This is a genomic window from Sporomusa aerivorans (assembly GCF_041428895.1).
Classification (GTDB): Bacteria; Bacillota; Negativicutes; order Sporomusales; family Sporomusaceae; genus Sporomusa; species Sporomusa aerivorans.
Map to the genome: position 1 here is coordinate 4,574,340 of NZ_CP156926.1, position 18,460 is coordinate 4,592,799.

Annotated in this window: 18 protein-coding genes; 2 read left to right on the forward strand and 16 right to left on the reverse strand. The window is 40.5% G+C overall.

Going from position 1 to position 18,460, the window contains the following annotated elements; genetic code table 11:
• Positions 1–408: 408 nt before the first annotated feature.
• The 5 genes from SATMO3_RS22115 to SATMO3_RS22135 form a co-directional block, all read right to left on the reverse strand.
• Positions 409–786 (reverse strand): hypothetical protein, encoded by a 378-nt coding sequence (locus SATMO3_RS22115; RefSeq protein WP_371371933.1) that lies wholly within the window; start codon positions 784–786, stop codon positions 409–411.
• A gap of 159 nt (positions 787–945) precedes the next feature.
• Positions 946–2,004, reverse strand: coding sequence for a hypothetical protein (locus SATMO3_RS22120; protein ID WP_371371934.1), 1,059 nt, complete (start codon positions 2,002–2,004; stop codon positions 946–948).
• Between the two features lie 69 nt (positions 2,005–2,073).
• Complete coding sequence (locus SATMO3_RS22125; protein WP_371371935.1) at positions 2,074–2,544, reverse strand: GNAT family N-acetyltransferase; 471 nt, start codon at positions 2,542–2,544, stop codon at positions 2,074–2,076.
• A complete protein-coding gene (locus tag SATMO3_RS22130) occupies positions 2,541–3,158 on the reverse strand; it encodes a type 1 glutamine amidotransferase family protein (protein WP_371371936.1) in 618 nt (205 codons plus the stop codon). The genes SATMO3_RS22125 and SATMO3_RS22130 overlap by 4 nt, the downstream gene beginning before the upstream one ends.
• A gap of 599 nt (positions 3,159–3,757) precedes the next feature.
• On the reverse strand, positions 3,758–5,782 hold the full coding sequence (locus SATMO3_RS22135) for a methyl-accepting chemotaxis protein (protein ID WP_371371937.1): 2,025 nt from the start codon (positions 5,780–5,782) through the stop codon (positions 3,758–3,760).
• 406 nt (positions 5,783–6,188) lie between these two features.
• Between SATMO3_RS22135 and SATMO3_RS22140 the strand changes: the two genes are divergently transcribed.
• Positions 6,189–6,485 (forward strand): hypothetical protein, encoded by a 297-nt coding sequence (locus SATMO3_RS22140; protein ID WP_371371938.1) that lies wholly within the window; start codon positions 6,189–6,191, stop codon positions 6,483–6,485.
• Between the two features lie 92 nt (positions 6,486–6,577).
• Here the strand turns inward: SATMO3_RS22140 and SATMO3_RS22145 are convergent, their stop codons facing one another.
• The 11 genes from SATMO3_RS22145 to SATMO3_RS22195 all read right to left on the reverse strand — a co-directional run bounded on the left by SATMO3_RS22145 (position 6,578) and on the right by SATMO3_RS22195 (position 15,504).
• Positions 6,578–7,522: an AEC family transporter gene (locus SATMO3_RS22145; RefSeq protein WP_371371939.1), complete on the reverse strand. Its 945-nt coding sequence runs from the start codon at positions 7,520–7,522 to the stop codon at positions 6,578–6,580.
• 88 nt (positions 7,523–7,610) lie between these two features.
• Positions 7,611–8,600, reverse strand: coding sequence for an NAD(P)-dependent oxidoreductase (locus tag SATMO3_RS22150; protein WP_371371940.1), 990 nt, complete (start codon positions 8,598–8,600; stop codon positions 7,611–7,613).
• Positions 8,601–8,685: 85 nt separating this feature from the next.
• Positions 8,686–9,504, reverse strand: coding sequence for a MerR family transcriptional regulator (locus SATMO3_RS22155; protein WP_371371941.1), 819 nt, complete (start codon positions 9,502–9,504; stop codon positions 8,686–8,688).
• Positions 9,505–9,776: 272 nt separating this feature from the next.
• Positions 9,777–10,553, reverse strand: coding sequence for an AraC family transcriptional regulator (locus SATMO3_RS22160; RefSeq protein ID WP_371371942.1), 777 nt, complete (start codon positions 10,551–10,553; stop codon positions 9,777–9,779).
• 5 nt (positions 10,554–10,558) lie between these two features.
• Positions 10,559–11,155, reverse strand: coding sequence for a LysE family translocator (locus SATMO3_RS22165; RefSeq protein WP_371371943.1), 597 nt, complete (start codon positions 11,153–11,155; stop codon positions 10,559–10,561).
• 121 nt (positions 11,156–11,276) lie between these two features.
• Positions 11,277–11,687 carry a RidA family protein gene (locus tag SATMO3_RS22170; protein WP_371371944.1) on the reverse strand — a complete coding sequence of 137 codons (411 nt, stop codon included), beginning with the start codon at positions 11,685–11,687 and terminating at the stop codon, positions 11,277–11,279.
• A 332-nt stretch (positions 11,688–12,019) separates the two neighbouring features.
• The gene (locus SATMO3_RS22175; RefSeq protein WP_371371945.1) at positions 12,020–12,481 is read right to left on the reverse strand and encodes a DUF3887 domain-containing protein; all 462 of its coding nucleotides are present in this window, start codon (positions 12,479–12,481) and stop codon (positions 12,020–12,022) included.
• Positions 12,482–12,633: 152 nt separating this feature from the next.
• The gene (locus SATMO3_RS22180; protein WP_371371946.1) at positions 12,634–12,945 is read right to left on the reverse strand and encodes a hypothetical protein; all 312 of its coding nucleotides are present in this window, start codon (positions 12,943–12,945) and stop codon (positions 12,634–12,636) included.
• 250 nt (positions 12,946–13,195) lie between these two features.
• Complete coding sequence (locus tag SATMO3_RS22185; RefSeq protein ID WP_371371947.1) at positions 13,196–13,963, reverse strand: DUF4931 domain-containing protein; 768 nt, start codon at positions 13,961–13,963, stop codon at positions 13,196–13,198.
• A gap of 195 nt (positions 13,964–14,158) precedes the next feature.
• Positions 14,159–14,314 carry a helix-turn-helix domain-containing protein gene (locus SATMO3_RS22190; protein ID WP_371371948.1) on the reverse strand — a complete coding sequence of 52 codons (156 nt, stop codon included), beginning with the start codon at positions 14,312–14,314 and terminating at the stop codon, positions 14,159–14,161.
• Between the two features lie 179 nt (positions 14,315–14,493).
• Entirely contained in the window at positions 14,494–15,504 is a 1,011-nt protein-coding gene (locus tag SATMO3_RS22195) for a Bug family tripartite tricarboxylate transporter substrate binding protein (protein ID WP_371371949.1), read from the reverse strand.
• A 1,410-nt stretch (positions 15,505–16,914) separates the two neighbouring features.
• On the opposite strand from SATMO3_RS22195, the gene SATMO3_RS22200 reads away from it, so the two are divergent.
• Positions 16,915–18,378, forward strand: coding sequence for an LTA synthase family protein (locus tag SATMO3_RS22200; protein WP_371381768.1), 1,464 nt, complete (start codon positions 16,915–16,917; stop codon positions 18,376–18,378).
• The last annotated feature ends 82 nt before the right edge of the window (positions 18,379–18,460 follow it).

The following is an 18,460-nucleotide window of genomic DNA, read 5'->3' on the forward strand; positions in this document are numbered from 1 at the left end:
GAAGAAAAACAGGAGTACAGGGACACCCTAATCACAGCCTATCTATAATTATAATTTAACACCTGCCACAATTCCTACTATCCTCGAATCTTTTTCAAGCAAATCTATTACAGTTCTCCGTCCCTTCGAAGCTGGCTCACGTGGGCGTTCTTCTTCATTGAAAACTACAATTGGGGAATCAATAACTCCATGAGAGTGTCACAGGGATGGGATTGTCGACAACCATTTTCAGAACAAGTCACGTGACCAGACGGCCGTCTTACCCGAAAGCGTTTTTTAAATTAAGTGCCTTGCCAGCGGTTTGAAGAGACAGGGCACAATATTTCACGTCCCATATAACACTCTACTAACTAAGAAAGGGGCGATCCTTTCTAGACAAATTTACCCTGATTTGCTGTTGATGATATATTATTCCGAGCGGTAGATTATACCGATATCTCCGTCCACAAAGCCAATGCCTATTACACATGCACTTTTGAGGCTGTCAGCATTTCTTCCTTCTATGAGATATTGTTCAACTAACTTTGTGATAAAGCTTAAGCCCTGTTCCCACTGCTCAATTTCTTTGATTCTTTTGATATAACAAATATCTTCTCCTGATGAATAATAATCTGAGCATGCCCAATCCTCATCATTTTCGTCGAATTCATCTGAACCAATTAACTGTACATCGTAAGTTCCATTTGAGCCTTCATATATATTAAAATTAAATGCTACTATTCCCTTTGGAAGTTCTTGAGATAATATTTTATCCAGCCATTTAGAGACTATTGCAAAATCATGCATACGTATCTCTCCTTCTTCATGCGATTAACCTTTATTGGATAATCTTCTTTTTTTACAATGTGCTTTCGTATCTTTCTAATCCCGGCCAGACTAATACTTTTGAGTTCTGATTCTTCCATCCTATTTATTCATTTTCGATAATCCTGATTTGCCTTGAAGCTAATTCAATTTGGCATTTCTTAATAACTTACTTAAGTCAACCGAGTATAACTTCATCCCTGATAGCAATATCATTCTTGAGCTTCTGTAAGCAAAAAAATTAGTTTCAATAAATTTTCCATCTTCATCAAACATTTTCACTTCACCCAATAACTTCATTCCGCCAGGGTTAAGCTTGTATAAGAAATAATTATTATGATTTCGGTATCCGCCCCTGAACAAAACATATTTATCATAAACTATAAAACCATCTGCCCCTGCAATATTAGTTTTATAATATTTCATACTTTCACGTTGTTTGTTTGCTAAATCAAAATCCGTATAAAAATAGAACCATACGTTATTATCATCCAATACATTTAAAGCATAACAATCTGAAATAATGTGCTTTCCACTATTATCGTATTTGTAAATTTCATATCCATTAGCATCCCAAGCCCTTAACCCCACTGAACCTACGGGATCTTCCCACCCGTAGTTACCAAAAACGCCTTCATCAAAATAGCTAGTCCAAATACTATTTTGAGAACTTACCTGCAAATCCTGAATTCCATCTCCCAATAAGAAATCTCTTAATAAATCACCTTGTTTATTAAAAACTCTACCATTTTTATCATAAGAATTATCCTTATAATAATGCGATCTGCCACCGGCTAATAAAATATTATTATTATTATCTATGGGTTGGACAAAATGATAGTTCCATGATTCATTTTCGATTTTAAACTGCTCAGTAGAATCTTTAGCTATTATTACTACCTTATAATTGTGAAGTGAGCGAGTTTTTGAAGGAGGAAATGTAGCAATTGAACCTTTTTCAGGTTCAGGAACACTATTCACAGCTAACAGATATATTTCTTGATTCGCGCCCAGTGAAATATTTACTAATTTATAATCCCCAAGATAATTACTTATATCTGTTATTAGTTTTGGTTGATAATTTATTTCTCTTAATGCCTGATTTGCAGGCTGAGTACTATTTTGAACAGGTTGAGCGTAGACTAGCGAAAATGAAATATTGATTAAAGCGGTTACAAAAATTGTTAATAATTGTTTCATTAATTCACCTCTATGGTCTTGTCATAACATAAAATTATTTTATAAATCCACTGCCCCTTGCTGTACCTATTACCGCCGCTGCTGTGACAACGCCTTTTTCATGCACACACTATTTTCATTTTCCGAATAAGGGCCATAATTGTTTATTATTTCATAGCCTCTGCTGCTATACAAATGAATGGCTTCAGGTTGTTTTATACCTGTCTCCAGTACCGCCCAGGTATAATTTTGTTCTGCAGCCAGCGCTTCTAAATACTGTATCAATTGCTTCGCTAAGCCTTGCCCTCTATGCCTGGGCTGAACAAAAATACGTTTCAATTCCACCGTGTTACTATCATACTTCTTAAAAGCGCCACAAGCGACGGGAATCCCGTCCTGGTAAAGCAGCACCACATCCTGTATATTCTCTAACGTGTTATGTTTATCATACTCCTGCTGCAATTGGCCATATCTACTATGAAGCTCTGTATCTAAGCACTGAACCAGCTTGATAAAATCCTTGTGACTGCCATTTGTTATTATATTTTTTACCAGCATCATAGCCCACCTTGCAGAGACTGCATAAGCTTATAAAAATATTGCGAATCCTGCAATTTATTAAGCTTGTACCAACTATCCAAAGTTTCATTAGAACAAACCGCCAGCCTTTTGAGGACGTGATAAGCTAACTCAAGAGGAGCTACCCCGCCGGCAGTTATAAGATTGCGGTCGGTAACCGCACTGTCTGATTGATAGTTTTGCTCTCCCTTATATTGGGGACATACAGCTTTTAAATATGAAATATCGTTGCTAGTGTGCAGATACTGATCCAGAATTCCGGCGGCTGCAAGGGCAATTGTGGCGCCACAAATAGCTGCAACGGGAATACCAGCGAGCAAAAAATCCTTCACTATTTCGATCACCGGAGCATGCATCGGGTCCAGCCAAGTTTCGCCTCCAGGCAATAGCAGTAAGGCACAGTCCTCTGGAACAATTTCTTCAACGTAGTTATCCGGTATAATTCGTACTCCGCCAATTGTTACGATTGTTTCTTTGGTCAGACTGAACGTTTTAACAGTAAAAGGCGGAATATCTTTTTTAAAAAAGCGCCCTGTTTTCAATTCAGCGGTTACATAACCCCATTCCCAATCAGCCATAGTATCAAAAACATACATATATACCGTTCTGTTTTTCATCGCATCTCCCCACTCCAATCCCTATCCCCCGGCTGTTCGCTTTGGCCACTTGCTCCGGTGCGAGGTTTAAGAATAATATTTTCTCCATCAACTATAATCTTAATTTTACTACCTGTGATAACTTAAATTTATCCCGTGCTTCCTTGGGTAAAAACGAATTGTCCCTTATTACTTAATGGTAACATCGTATTCTGTCATAGCTCTCCATAAAAAATAAGATTTTTACTTCAATTATATACCAAGCACCTCTTTTTTGAATTAGTGATCTAATAAAATTCTTGTTCGAGAATAGTCCTCTGACGAATACATTCCGTCATAAGAATGCTGAAGAAGGTTACGTCGGATAATCCACCTTTTTTTCCATAAAAAATACACCTCTCATGTTGTATAGTTTTTCCATACGACATAAGAGGTGTTTTTCTTTTTCGTCCGATTCAGGGGTAGTATAGCAGGTAGCTTGGTAGCGCTTTTGTATTGGATGATTCCTTTTCACCTGGGTGATGACTATCCGCATTCCTCGCTATCCAGGTTAATAGTACCAGTTGCTCTTCTGCTATATATTATTGGCCGCCTCTCACTTAAACGCGAAACTTGGCCACTTCTGTATGGAGTTCCTGAGCCAGCTTCGACAGAGCTTCACTGGAGGACGCAATTTCCTCCATGGATGCCAGTTGCTCCTCTGTAGCCGCCGAGACAGTTTGGGCTTCGCCCGCCGACGTCTTACTGAGAGCGTCAATCTTTTTGACCGATCTTACAATCTGTTGACTGCCAGAAGCTATTTGCTGAATAGCCGCCGAGCTCTCTCTAACCTGGCTCGATACTTGTGAAACCAATTCCACGATTTCCCGGAAAGCTACTCCGGCTGCATTGACCACTTCAGCCCCGGTTTTCACTTCCCGAGTTCCTTCGCTCATAGCCACAACAGCCTTATCAGTATCGCCCTGGATTTCTCCAATCAGTTCGGCGATCTTCTTGGCCGCCTCCTGGGACTGTTCAGCCAGCTTGCGCACTTCTTCCGCTACAACCGCGAACCCCCGGCCCTGTTCTCCCGCCCGCGCCGCCTCGATAGCTGCATTGAGGGCAAGAAGATTTGTCTGACCGGCAATACCGGAGATAGTGTCGACAATTTGGCCGATCTCCTTGGAGCGCTCGCCCAGCTTGGCCACTACATCGGCGGAAGTATTGACAGTATTCTCAATATGGCCCATCTGTATAACGGCCTTTTCGACGGTTTGTCCACCCTCTTTAGCCCTTTCAGCCGCTTGGGCCGATTGTTCTGCAACTTGGTTTGTGTTGGCCGCTACCTGTTGGATACCGGCCGACATCTGCTCTACAATAGTCGATGTCGTGTCGGCTGCCTCCAATTGCTCGCTGGCTCCGTTAGATACATTGTTAATCGAAGCGGCGACCTGTTGTGCGGCCTGAGCCGACTGCTCAGCACTGGCGGTCAATTCTTCGGATGAAGCCGCCACTTGCTGCGTAGTATAACCAATGCGCTGTACAAGAGTACGTAAACTTGCTGTCATATGATTAAAAGCTGAAGCCAACTGTCCAACTTCATCTTTGGAATCCGCTTTTATTTCCTCAACCTTCAAGTTTCCGTCAGCGATATTTTGCGCATAGCCGACTAAATCTTTAAGTGGTCCTGTCATACGTCTGGCCGCAAACCAGATAACGCCCGTGATCAGTGATAACACAACTAAAATTAATACTGTCATTCCTTTTAAAATTCTGGTAGCCGGTGCAAAAAATTCCGCCTCATCAATTACCGTTGCTACCGCCCAGCCGGTAACCGGAACAGGCTGATAAAAGGCTATTTTCTTGTCACCATTAACGGTAAAGCGAAAAACGCCAGATTTCCCTTCCAGCATCTTTGTTCCTAACTCTCTGGTCGCCGGGTCATTAGACTCCGTTATTTTTTGCTTCATTGCAAAGTCTTTGTCAGGGTGCTGAATAAAGGTCCCGTCTTTCGCTATCATAATTCCGTATCCTGTTTGTCCCCATTTAAGGTTATCGGCTATCTTTTGTACAGTACTCACTGTGATAGCAACACCTATTAATCCCTGCGGTACATTTTTATCATCTTTTACGGGCGCTGATAAAAATATATTCATTGAACCAGTATTCCTGGCTATTAACGGCGGCGATATTTGTGAAGGACCGCCAGACATTATCGCTTTAAAATAATCGCGATCCTTTACATTAATTACCGTATTGACCATATTATTTCCTTCTGGTGATATGGCGTGCGTCACTCCGTTACGGTCAGTGGCAAAAAAAACATTAAATACTCCCGGGTACTTCTCGCTTAAAGCTTTCCCACGGTTTGTATTAAGAATATCTATTGGACCAAAATTATTATTAACCTCTTTGGCCTCTAGTGTCGATGCAATCGATTCGGTTTCCAACAAATGTGTTTTAATCCAGGTATTGATATTGTCTGCCGCTTGCTCTGTTGTTGCTAACATACTTTTACTGAGTTCGTCTGCGATTAGGCTATTAACGGTGTAGTAAGAAAATATACCCACCGTTACTAAACTAAATACTACTGTCGGAATAATAAATAAGCAAAGTTTCCATCGATAAGACAATCTCTTCCACATATTTTGCGCCTCCTATTGCAGCCAAAAATTGCTATATATCTACAGAATATCATCTGTCAATTGCTGTATTTTGTCATTTTTTGTTATTTATTAAAATTTTACGATGTCAAAGGATGGTGTTATCGAAAAAACAAATTACTCTTAGAATAATGCAAAGTGAAAAATTCCAACATAAAGGAATTCTTCACTTTGCATTATGACATGACCATGGAGTTTTCTCATGTTCCAGAACTATGGTAATATGCTCTAGTTAAGTACCTGCCTGCCACCCGGGCCCCGAGGTCTAGCTGTCAGCATTAGTCTACTAATTATGGACATAATAGCAATAGGGCACCACTGGTCTTATGTAGTTTATTTCCTTAAGAAAACCAAACCATATCAATAGATTAAAATAGAGGTGACGAATATGGATCATAACACTCACGTTGTATGCCCAGTTTGCAGCGCTAACCATTTTACACTAAAATACCAGGCTACTTATGAATATTCCTATAGCATAGACGGGAATGCCCCTGGCGTTAATAACACCAACGAGCTTCTGCCCTATATGTATGATAAGCGGGAACAAAAGGATGCAAATCAATATATAGAATGTACAAACTGCGGAACCAATTATCCATGCTACTTTGATAAATGGACGGAAGGGATTACCACCCAAATGATACAGGAGGCGATTGCTTCAGCCTATATGGTCAGATTTTAGGCCAATCGAAGACAAAAAATAACAGCAATAGCTCATAAGTTAAGTTGAGGTATTGCTGTTATTGTCTCTAAATATCCAATGATCTGGATTGGTTACCATAAGCTTGTAAGATAAGCAATTAGTGGCAATGTAAATAAGCAAAAAATTGTCGTAATCATGATAGCACCGACTGCACAGCCCTCATCAGACTCGTTCATCCGCGCAAACATTGCAATAGCAGTCATACTTGGCATTCCAGCAAGCATAGTGATGAATATGATAATTTCCGGTTGGACCCGGAAAAACCGCAAAATTGAAAATACAAACAGTGGAATAGCTATCATTTTTATAACTATAATCGTGTAATATTCTACTTTAGTTACAAATCTTTTTACATTGCAAAAACAAAATGTCCCACCAATGTAAATTAGCGATAGCGGCGTTGTCATATCACCTACAGTTCCTAGAGCCTTATTTAACGTAACAGGCAATTTCCATTCCATCAAAATGAAAATAATTGCTAAAAAAATCCCGAGCATTGCAGGATTTAATATGTTCTTGAGATTTGCCAGCAAAGAACTATGCTCCAGTTTCTCCTGCGGTAAAGTCAGATGAAAACCTATGCTCCAAAGCAATACCTGATCAACGATGCTGAAAAGAGCCATATAAAGCATTCCACGCTCCGGCAGGATACCCAGAATCAAGGGAATTCCGATAAAGCCCACATTCCCGAACATTGTTGAAGCATGAAAAACACGTCCGTAATTTCCGCTTAAAGAAAACATTCGTTTAAGAACGAAACCAGTAAAAAAAAGTACTCCAAACATGAATATCGTAGATAAGACAACTTCTGTAAAACAGAAGAGTATATCGGTACGAGTCGCACCGTTTATTGATTTATGAAAAATCATAATAGGAAGAATTAAACGCATGATCAGCTTGGATAAATCACTTAAAGTCTTCTCGTTTAAAGCTTTTGTTTTTATCCCGATAATACCTATGAAAATGATAACAGTGAAAATTTCCAATTGTGTAAGTACAAGATAAAAAGACTTCATGAACTCCCCTTTACAAAAAAACAATTAGATTAAGCCATTACACATTATCCTTAAAATATTATCTTTTCACATATCATGTGTCATAAATTTATAGTCCATTTACAATATGCTGCGGCCGTTTTCCATTCAACGCAGTTTCCACATTACTCCAGTTGAATAGATGCGCCCGGCGGAAAAAGCTGGTTGTAATTCCGCCTATATGAGGTGAAAAAATAATACGTTCTTTGCATTCCTCCGGTAGATTCAGAAGTATATTATCTTTTGTTGTCGGTTCGGGGTATACCGTATCCAGGCCAGCTCCACGAATTTTTCCCATAACAATGGCATCATATAACGCCTGATTGTCAACGATATCTCCTCTTGCGGTATTGATCAAATAAGCAGTTGTTTTCATGTTTGATAGAAATTCGGCGTTAACCATTCCTACTGTTTCCGGTGTAACAGGACAATGGAGACTGATAATATCACAAGTGGAAATCATTTTATCCAGTTCCATGTAAGATACATGATATTCTTCTTCCAGTTCCTGCGGCGCTCTATTTTTGTCGTAATACAAAATCTCACACTCAAACGGCAGCAGACGTTTAGCAGCGGCCTTGGCGATATCCCCAAACCCAATAAGACCGATTTTGCAGTCTCCCAGTTCGGCGATACCTTCATACATCAGCCGCTCCTTCACTTCCATTTGCCGACCTTCCCGCTCAAGTCTGTCACCGGTTATGATGCTTCGCAGGAGAGCCAACATAAGCAGTATTGCCTGTTCGGCAACAGCGCCTGCATTTGCCCCTTTACAATTGCATACAAAAATTCCCTTTTCTTTTGCAGTCTGACAATCAATGCCGTTGAATCCGACACCTTCTGACTGAATAATTTTAAGCTTGGGCATTTGCCGGATAACATTACCGGAAAGTCTGGCTATAGGATCAATGGAAATCGCATCTGCATCCCGGGCCGCTGCCAATAATTCTTCATCGCTTGCACCGCGAGGACAAAAAACCATCGTAATCTGCCTTATAATCTCTAAGTCGGGCATATATTTTCTGTACCGATCTTCATTGCCTATAATTAAAATTTTCATATTACACCTCTGTTTAAACCAACTTTACAATAGCATAAACGCTCTAGTAACTATAGGGTCAAGAAAAAATGTCCGCTCAAAAAAATTATAAGCGGACATAGGGCAATAGTATTTCTGTGACATATTTATCTATATCATTAGTTATACCGTAATCAATCAGTGCGATTTCTATAGAGTCATCTACTAGCTCATAGTGATGCCTTTTCATATATACAAATAATTTATTATAATATTGTGATGCGCTTATATGAGAACCTTTAAAACGAATTCGTAAGTATTCCCGGGCCGGGAACGTAATATCTGAGTCAGTAATTTGATCTTCGTCTTCCAGAATCAAAAATATGCTGGAATATCGGTTAAATCTATTGGCCTTTAGATCGGAAACTGAGATAGAAATACCGACTTTTCCCAAAAATACATCTCCATCTATACCATAACTTTTAATTAATTCTGAAACCGGATATTCAATATCATCACCAAGTACATATTCGCGGCGTAAATGAGCTACACGCCATTTAGGGAGCTTTACTTCAGCAATTGTATCCAGCGGAGTATTAATCGCATCCTCAATTTGCCCCAGACGGCGGGAAATTTTTCGTTCAATTTTCTCTAGCTCCTGTTTTTTAAGGGCAATTTCCGACTTTTGAGCGTTTAACAGTGTCACAAGTGTGTCTGTGTCACGATAGTTAAAAAAATCAAGAAGTTTGCTGATCGGCACCCCTAAAGCACGCAAATATTTAATTGAATTTAACCGTTCAAACTGTTGGGTTGTATAGTAACGGTAATTAGTCTGCTTATTAGTATATTGGGGTTTCAATAGTCCAATCTCATCATAATACCTAAGGGTTTCTACTTTTACAAGAAATAGCTTGGACATTTCTCCAATAGTAAAAAAATCCTTCATTGTATCCTCCTTTCACAGAACCGTAGGTATAAGCAACAAGAACGCTAAGGGAATATTCTTTTACCACCTTAAAATAAGAAACTTCTACATGAATAGGTATTTTCCTATGTCAGTGGGGCGTGGTTACCGCCAAAGAGATAAGTGTCAACAACTCCGTCCCCTCGACATTCCCGGCGTGGCCTAACCTTAAATAGCCATACTGCGCTGCAGTATGGCTATTTAAGTATTCCAATTATATTTTCATTCCTGACCCCATCAAATCCAGTAAAATTCTAATTCAAATGTGATTTATATTCAAACGCTGTTATTCCATAGATTCTTTTAAAATGCTTATTTAGGTGAGATAAATCAACAAATCCACATTCTGCTACAGCCGAATAAATATCCTTGTTTTTTTCCAGTAACTGCTTAGCGCGATTTACCTTGCAAAATATAAAATATTGATATGGTGAAATTCCGGTATTCGCTTTAAATAACCTGATAAACTGAAACTTTGAGATAAAAAACTCTTTAGATATTTCATCAAGACTCATTACTTCATGTAATTTAGAATAAATCATTTCCTTTGCTTTATGAATTAGCTTGTTATCTCTTTTATAATCTATAAAGATATTAATTGGATTAAATTTGTCTACAAGGGATAGTAGCAGCTCACTGCACAAGGCTTCATCTTCTTCACTATGAATCGCACTGGAAAGATTTAAGATACTACTTCTAAGAGCCTGATTATAGACAATGGGGAATGCAAAACGCACCCTATCCTTTTTCCCCAGTATATCCAAAAATAGCCTCGGTTCGATATATAGCATAACATAATCAAGCCCCGAACGGTCATGGGCCCAACCGTCATGTATCTGTTCAGGATTAAAGAGCATAACCCCATTCTCATAGGACGAATGGAAACTGCCATCTAAGTTATATTCTTGAATGCCCCGCAGGGTTACACCCAATGCGTATTCCTCATGACAATGTTTTTTATATGTGAAATCTGTAAAACTTGCTGATAGCGCAGTGATATCTGATGATTTTTTATATATGAATCTTTCCATGTCCGTCACCTCCTAATAAGCTCAATTAATCCTGAGCCCATTATAGCAGAATATATTAGAAAAAGTGACATACTTACATTAACTGGCTTTTGATATTTCAGCAGGAGTTCCTTGAAAATCGCCCCGAAAAGAACCCAAGTGACAAATGCTAAAAAGCCAACAACAGTAATAATCGCAACAAATATTGCTAGTAAATAAGGGTCAGTGTAGTATGGCATAACAAAACCGGGGATTACCGTCATTGTAAATAACACTACCTTGGGATTTACAAACTGCATGATAAATCCTGACCTGAACGTTGCAACCTGTTTTTCAGTAGAACCCGCTGTATCCATTGTATATATCTGATATGCCAAATACAAAATATACAGGGTCCCTATTATTTGCATTACAGTCAATATCTTCGGAATTACGGCCACAAGCATGGTATTCAATATAGCGGAGATGACAAGTAAGACACCAAAGGCGATGGTTGCTCCATACGAGTATTCCATAGCTTTTTTTATTCCAAACCCCTGTACCGTAGACAATATAACAATATTAGTAGGGCCAGGTGTAAAGGTTACAATAACGCAGTATATTAAAAAAGATGTAATGTTCATGATATAAGCTCCTCGTAAGTTAATATCATGAATTATACATCGGGAAAAATAGATGCGGCTAGTATATTATTGCAAAGTCAAATGTCCTACCGCCGCAATGTCGCGGGAACTTATCCGAGCGTTATTTCGTAGTTACCGCAATAGCATCGATCTCTATCAGCCATTCGGGGTTCGCTAATCCCGCCACAAATAAAACGGTCAAAGCCGGAGGATCTTGTCGGTTACCCCACCTTTCCCTGAAAACCTCGAAGCCTGCTTGCGGATTCTGGCCTTGGACTAGATAGACATTCCATTTAACTACATTTTCCAGCCCGGCTCCTGCTGCCGTCAGTGCTTTCTCAATATTTACCAGCACCTGGTCTGTTTGCAATTTAAGACTACCCTTGCCGACAGTGTTTCCAGTTTCGTCTACTGCGTCTTGTCCGCCAACGTATATTGTTTTATGGTTGCCGTACACCGTAACAACTTGCGAAAACCCTCGCGGGGTCATCATATTCGCCGGGTTTATATAAGCAATTTTTTCTTCTTTCATACCAGCACTCCTTTCAAGGCTGTTTAGATTTTAGTACTTGCATATAAGCAATATTTGAGCCGTTCCCGGTTAGAAGCTGATTATAGTTTTTGCTTTTTGGGGATTCCATATCCTTCGGGCAGGCGTGTCACGGGGACGGGGTTGACTATTTAATGGAAAAACCAAAATTGTTGTTGCAAAAAAGCAGGCGTCAATCCTTATTATATAAGGATTGACGCCTGCTTCACCGTTACCAGTGGTACGCTTCTCCACATCGGGTACAAACGATGAAATTTACCATAGGGATGCAGGGAGAATTGCCCCTTTGCGTCCTGCCAATCGTCCCTTTAGCTTTACGGGTTAGGATCAGTATGCTCAACCAGCTTCATCGGATTCAGCCATATGCCGCCAATGCAGGTTTTCCCGTTTTCCTGCACAAGTACAGTACGTATCAGCACCGGATCTGCCGTCTGAGAAAACATGCCTTTGTAGTTAACTATCATATATTCTTCGCGTAATTCAATACTCATTACTTCTTTGGCTTTGTAGCTACCGAATTTTCCTTTCAAATCATTCGCCATTTTCTTAAACGCGCTTTCGGGAAGCGCCACTTTCATCTTTTCGCTCAGGCGGCTTTGAAATCGGCCATAATCTTCATCGTTTAGCGCCTGCATCATTTGCTCCGTTAACGGTTCCGCCACCTGTTCAATATTTTTTTCATACTGCCAAAAGTCAGCCGGCTCCGCAGCCAATGCGCTGACGCTCAGCAGGCAGCACAGCATACAGGCGCCCAGCATCGCCATAAGCTTTTTCATCTCTATCCCTCTCTTCCAGTGAGTTGTGCCGATATTGGCGGGGTTTCCCTTTTTGTTCCTCCTTTTTGACCAATGTTGCGTATGTAGAGATAAACCGACGTCAGCATATTATTGGATAGTAAAAAAGCACTCCGAAGAATGCTTTGACGTCATTAATTCAGTTTTATCTGCATTTCAGAATAACCCTCGAACTGGGTCAAAAGCCCCTCCAGCGCATTCTCAACATTCGTCAGGGTTACATTCGCCGGATTGTGCTGATTCGTTAGATGAAGTTCAAAACCAAAGATTTGTTTATCATTCGCTACATAAGCGCGATTGTTGCCAACGTTAATAAGCGATATAACCTTGTTTTGAAACAATCGGTGGGCAATCTCTTTATACAAATCAATATTATTGCTGACAGGCTCTTGGGTTACGATTTCAACAGAAAAAATTTGGGACGTTTCATCGCACGAAATACACATTGCTAACACTTCCTCATCTCAATTGCCGAAAACACGGGTCGTACTCTACGTTTTCGCCATGTATACATATTGTAGCATTATCGAGAATCATTTTCAATAGCTATTAGTGAGCTCGTCCGGGATATCAACTAAAAGGCTGACAGACTATCTGTCAGCTTATGTAAATCACCATTTTAGTTGTCCTGACAGCTACATTGCAATCTCAATGTAATAATCAGTCATTGTTTAGTTTAATACGCTAAAGCGGAAATTATAATCCATATATTCGTTTGAGGTCAGCGGCGACATCGGGAATGCGGGTGGACAGGTGCGGAATGGCGTAGCCGATGTAGATGGGCGAGGTAACGAACCGGGGCATGACTTTGGCGGTTATCTGACCGCCTATATGGTAGAAGAAGATGTTGTAACTGTTGCAATGGCGGTTGAAGTGGTGGAGGAAATAGTGGGCGCAGATCTGCAGGTAGTCGGCCAGCCGGTCGAGCTGCCCGAGGTCGGCGAGTTTGATGTTGAGTTCAACGAAGCCGACCAGCGGCTTGTCGGCGATGGCGAGTTCAACGCCGCCGTCGCGGCTGATGACGATGCCTTCGAGGCTGGCCGGGGGGATGTTGGCGGTGTAATCAAGGTGACGGAGACCTATGATCTGCATGTGGGGATGACGAATGGAGCCGCCCGAGCTGGGACCGTGGTTTTTAAAAAACAGGACCGAGGCGAACTCGCCGCCGGCGATCATGTCCAGCCAATTCCCGACGCCGAAGCGGACGACCCGGTGGAGGTGGTCCTTGGGATAGAGCGACAGTTCGGATGCGCAGTCATCGGTTTCGATGAGGACGGTCGGGAAGGTGTCCCGGAGCACCGGGTATTTGTTGACGACGAGGAGTATCGGCCCATCCTCGGCGATGATGTCCTCAAGTTCTTCGCGGCAACAGAAGGGGCATTTATGTCCGCGATCAACAACGGTCACCGGTTTGGCGCCGCCAATCTTGGTGTCAAATATGAGGTGGATTTGCCTTGAGGTCATGGCTAAGTCTCCTTGTGGGCCAGAGTGTCTTGCTCTTCTTATTATACCACACTGAGACAAAATTCCCGGGACGAAGCGGATCCATTTCTTGATTCTCAGCTTAGTTAAATCCAACGTTGCTAAAAAATGAAAGAACCATGACTCATACAGGTAAGTGAGTAATAGCCCTTCATGTTTTTTATGTATTATGCCAGCTTAGCTTATACATGAGTTTTTTGCGTCTGTTTCGACAAGCTCCTTCGCGGCCTCACATAACCTCCGACGCCTAACATATTCCATTACCGAGGTACCTACGATTTTGCGGAACAGCCTATGAAAATGAAATTGTATTCTTGTATATATTATATACAAGAATTGATCATAATTCCTGACATTCCTTGCTTTGTTTGTCGGAAGGACAAAGTGCCTGTCCCTTGTCCCACAAAAATCTATGCCAATAAAAACAAAAGCCGGCTAGGTGATAAAGACTGCACTCCAACCGGCTGTTTTCTGCCGTCCCGTATCTCGTCTAGACTAGTAAACTTCTTCGCCTACTTTTTTTGTGTCGCAATTTGGTCGACAATACCGCTTTCTTTTAGGAATGTATCAAGTCTTCCGGATTCGGTTATCCATTTTTCGCTAATTTCTTGCGGTCCCATGTATTCTACTGACATTCCCATTTTTTCCACATGATTTTTAAAATCCGGATCGTTCACTATATTTTTGAAAACTTCAGCTAACCGTACCTTGACTTCACTTGGCATCGTCTTAGGTGCCCCAATTCCTTGCCAAATACTAAAAGCAACATTTATTCCCTGCTCTTTCAAAGTTGGTACATCCTTTAGTTCAGGAATAGTTGAGCGTTTCTCAGATGCAACTGCCAGCACCCGAACATTACCGCCCGTAATCTGTTCTTTTATTCCTGCGGTCCCAAATAAAAGCTGAATATGCCCGCCCAAAAGAGCCGCTATTCCTTCTGAATCTCCCCTAAAAGGAACCGGTACAATACCAATCCCGGCCTCCTTGGCGAGCATTTCCCCTGTAATATGTACGGCCAAACCTACACCCGAATGACCAAACTTTACTTCTCCCGGATGCGCTTTTGCGAACTTGATTAATTCCCCGATATTTTGCCATGGCTGATCTGCTCTAACCGCCACAACGATGGGGAAATCGGCTACCTGAACTATCGGTTCTAAAGCTGTAACGTAATGGTATCTAGTTTGGCCATAAAGCGTTTGCAAAATTGTTCCGGTACCTACTGCCCCGAGAGTATAGCCGTCAGGATTAGCCCCAGCCAGTTCGTTCCAACCTATATTACCTCCGCCTCCTGGTATATTGGTGATGATCAGCGGCTGGTCCATATATTTCATTGCCCCCTTCTCCATTGCCCGTACCATTATATCTGTACTTCCCCCCGCAGTATAAGGAACAATAACCGTAATCGGTTTGACTGGATATTTCATAGATACCGCCCTCTCTCTCTCTTGTTGATAACATCCTGCCATCGGTATTGTGGCCAAGAAGCACATAATTACTAAATAAATAAGCTTCTTATACACGCTTCCCCCTCCTTATCATATTTTTGTATTATTTCAACAAAAATACATTTTTACCTTTTTTTACATGTTTTCTATGTTATTGAGACAAATTGTGTCACCGGAACAGGATTATCGACACCATTGCTAGAGTTTACTAGCCCGCCCTTTTATGTTTAAGGAAATAGCACAAGCAAAGAAAGACACCATCCAAATGGGTGGTGTCTTTCTTTGCCCTACATATTCCAAATTACCTTATCCCTTAATATTCAAATAGCACCGCTTAAGTGAACTAAGTTTAGTACAAACAAGGAAACCGCGATAAAAACTAAAGCGACCCCGCCGATCTGAAATGCCTTCACAATCTCATCCCTTTCTTTACAATAATTTCAGTCGCTACTTAATAAATGCGTCGAAAAAGGTCTGAATAAAATGAAAATAATGAAACTAAGTGTAGAAATAATATAAGGTTCTTTCAGTGTACTCCCGGAAAAGAAGTCTGGCAAGGAAGATTAAGGGACCTTTAGGCAGTAAATGGGTGCTAAAATAAGCTAAAGAGCAATTAGAGCCATATTGTTTAAAATAGCTCCTGATTTGGTGGTGTGGCTAAAACTACTAAATTTGTCTTTCATAAATCATATAGGCCATCTCACCAGAATGGCTATGACTTTACAACCTGTCTGCTGCCAAAAGCAGCGCTCCTGCTCCTGGCACCTTTTACATTTATTACTCTATAAGTGTTTTATCACAGAAAAGGATTATGAAATTACTGTAGCGAAGACTACATAGCTAAAGATATGCTGAAGGAGAGTTATTATCATCATTAACGGAGCACACATCAAAGAAACATTTTTCCTCCACAAAAATAAGATTATCGCAATCGTTTTGGTACTTGTCATTGAAATATATCTTTCGTTTCAATTCTACAGTCGCGAACCGGAATTTCCGACAGATATCTTTGCGCTTGACATATCGAATGCTATTTTTCGTGATATATTGCTGGCAAGTATATTTATGTTTTTCCGAAAAAATATAGTTCATGTCAAACAAATTGCACGGAATTATTTTCCGGTAGTGGTTGTCTCGATTCTTTGGCTGGGAATCTCAATGACGATAATCCATTCTTTTAAGTTAATTTATAATGTAATGACCCTCATAGCCGTTTTCGCCGGTGTAATTAATAATAGTATACTTGTATTGCTCGCTTGCTGCGTTTACATGAAATGGAGCAACATTCTAGCCAAAATCACCTACTTTTTATCGTATTTTATTACCATTGTGTTTTTTTATTGTGATACGGCATATTTTTTTGTTACCTCATCACATATTGAAAAAATACTGTTCGACAATCTAAATAATTACTCAATACTAGGTGTAATCTATACTGCAGATAAATATGTTTTACTTGGAATTATAATGAGCTTTATCTTGCTTATGTTATTATTCCGCCTTCCGAAAAGGATCCAGCCTTTCCATGCAAAAAGTGTCGGCATCGTAATGATAACGCTCTATATTGGATTTAATTTTATCAATTTCGCCACGGTCTCCATCTATCCAAAAGTTCTGCTGGAAAATGGATTTGACGAGGAAAGTGACATAGAAAAAGCCAGAAACATATCCCGCGATCTCATTTCCGGGTCTGTAACCGTCAACTTAGTACGAGAGTTGAGACGAAATGACGAAAGGCATATAACCGCCGCCAGCCAGCTTTATCGTGTGGCATTTTCTAAAAATGAAAAACTGCTGTTGAGTGAATTGGGAATCGAGATTGGCGAAAAGCCTATTGCCGTTCCAAACGCTTTTCCCTATGAAAAAATCATTGTCATAGTCGCTGAATCTTTTCATCGGGATTACTTGCATTTCTATAACTCACGTATCCCAGCGGAAACAACCCAATTCTTAGATAGCCTGTGGGCCAAATATCCCCATTCAGATCATTATTACACTGCGAATAAGCCGACGACGCAAGGGCTCAATTCCATGTTTCTATCCCAGTTGCTTTATACCGATGATCAAGCTTTTGAAGATAATGCCACGTTATTTAAAGTTCTTGCAAGAAATGGTTATGATACCGTATTTTTGGAGGCTACCAGCCAATATTATAATGATGAATTTCGCGCCTATAAAAAACGTTTTGGCATGAACATTTACCGAGCAAAAGAAGATTTGGAGAAAGAAGGATATATTGGCAGCAGTGGCTGGGGATTTCATAATGACGTAATGTATGAAGAAACCATCCGAATCCTTGAGCAAAACCGCAATAAAAAGCTTTTCCTGGTGACAAAGACGATAGATTCGCATCAGCCCTATCCATATTGCGGATTGTCTAAAGATGATATTCCGGCAGCTATCCATAATCAATCAAACAATGTCTTTCTTAAAGGAATTTACTGGGAGAATATTACCCTGCAAAAATTCTTCCAGGATCTTGAGAACCGGAAGTTATTGGACGATAAGACTCTTATTATTGTTACGAGCGATCATAATCCTCATCCAAGTCAGAATAACCATTATAAACGTCTTGGCGAAGGCGACCTTAGTTTAACCTTGGCTCCCATTCCGTTACTCTTTGTTAGTCCCAATTTGCAGCCTTTTTATAATTTCAGCAGTGCAGCATTCGCGAGCCAGATCGATTTTGCCCCTACTCTTTTGGGGATATTAGGCATTCCTTCACCGCTTGAGTTTTCAGGAAAAAACATGATCACGGTTCCGGAAGGCCGCAGTTATGCAGTTGGCTTTTTAGGAGAAACAATTTATTACTGGTCCAAAGACGGCCAATATAAAACAGATATGTATAGCGAAAAAGATCAAAATGCTTCCGAAAAAGCACTGATACATTGGGTTCAGGATTTATATGCCAAATACTTTGTTGGTAATGCTGTCCTTGCAATTCAATAGGTTCAAGTCTCCTTTATAAGATATGTCCGGTTAAATTAATGAAAACCCCCAACTTTGCAGTTTCATTTTTCTGCAAAGTTGG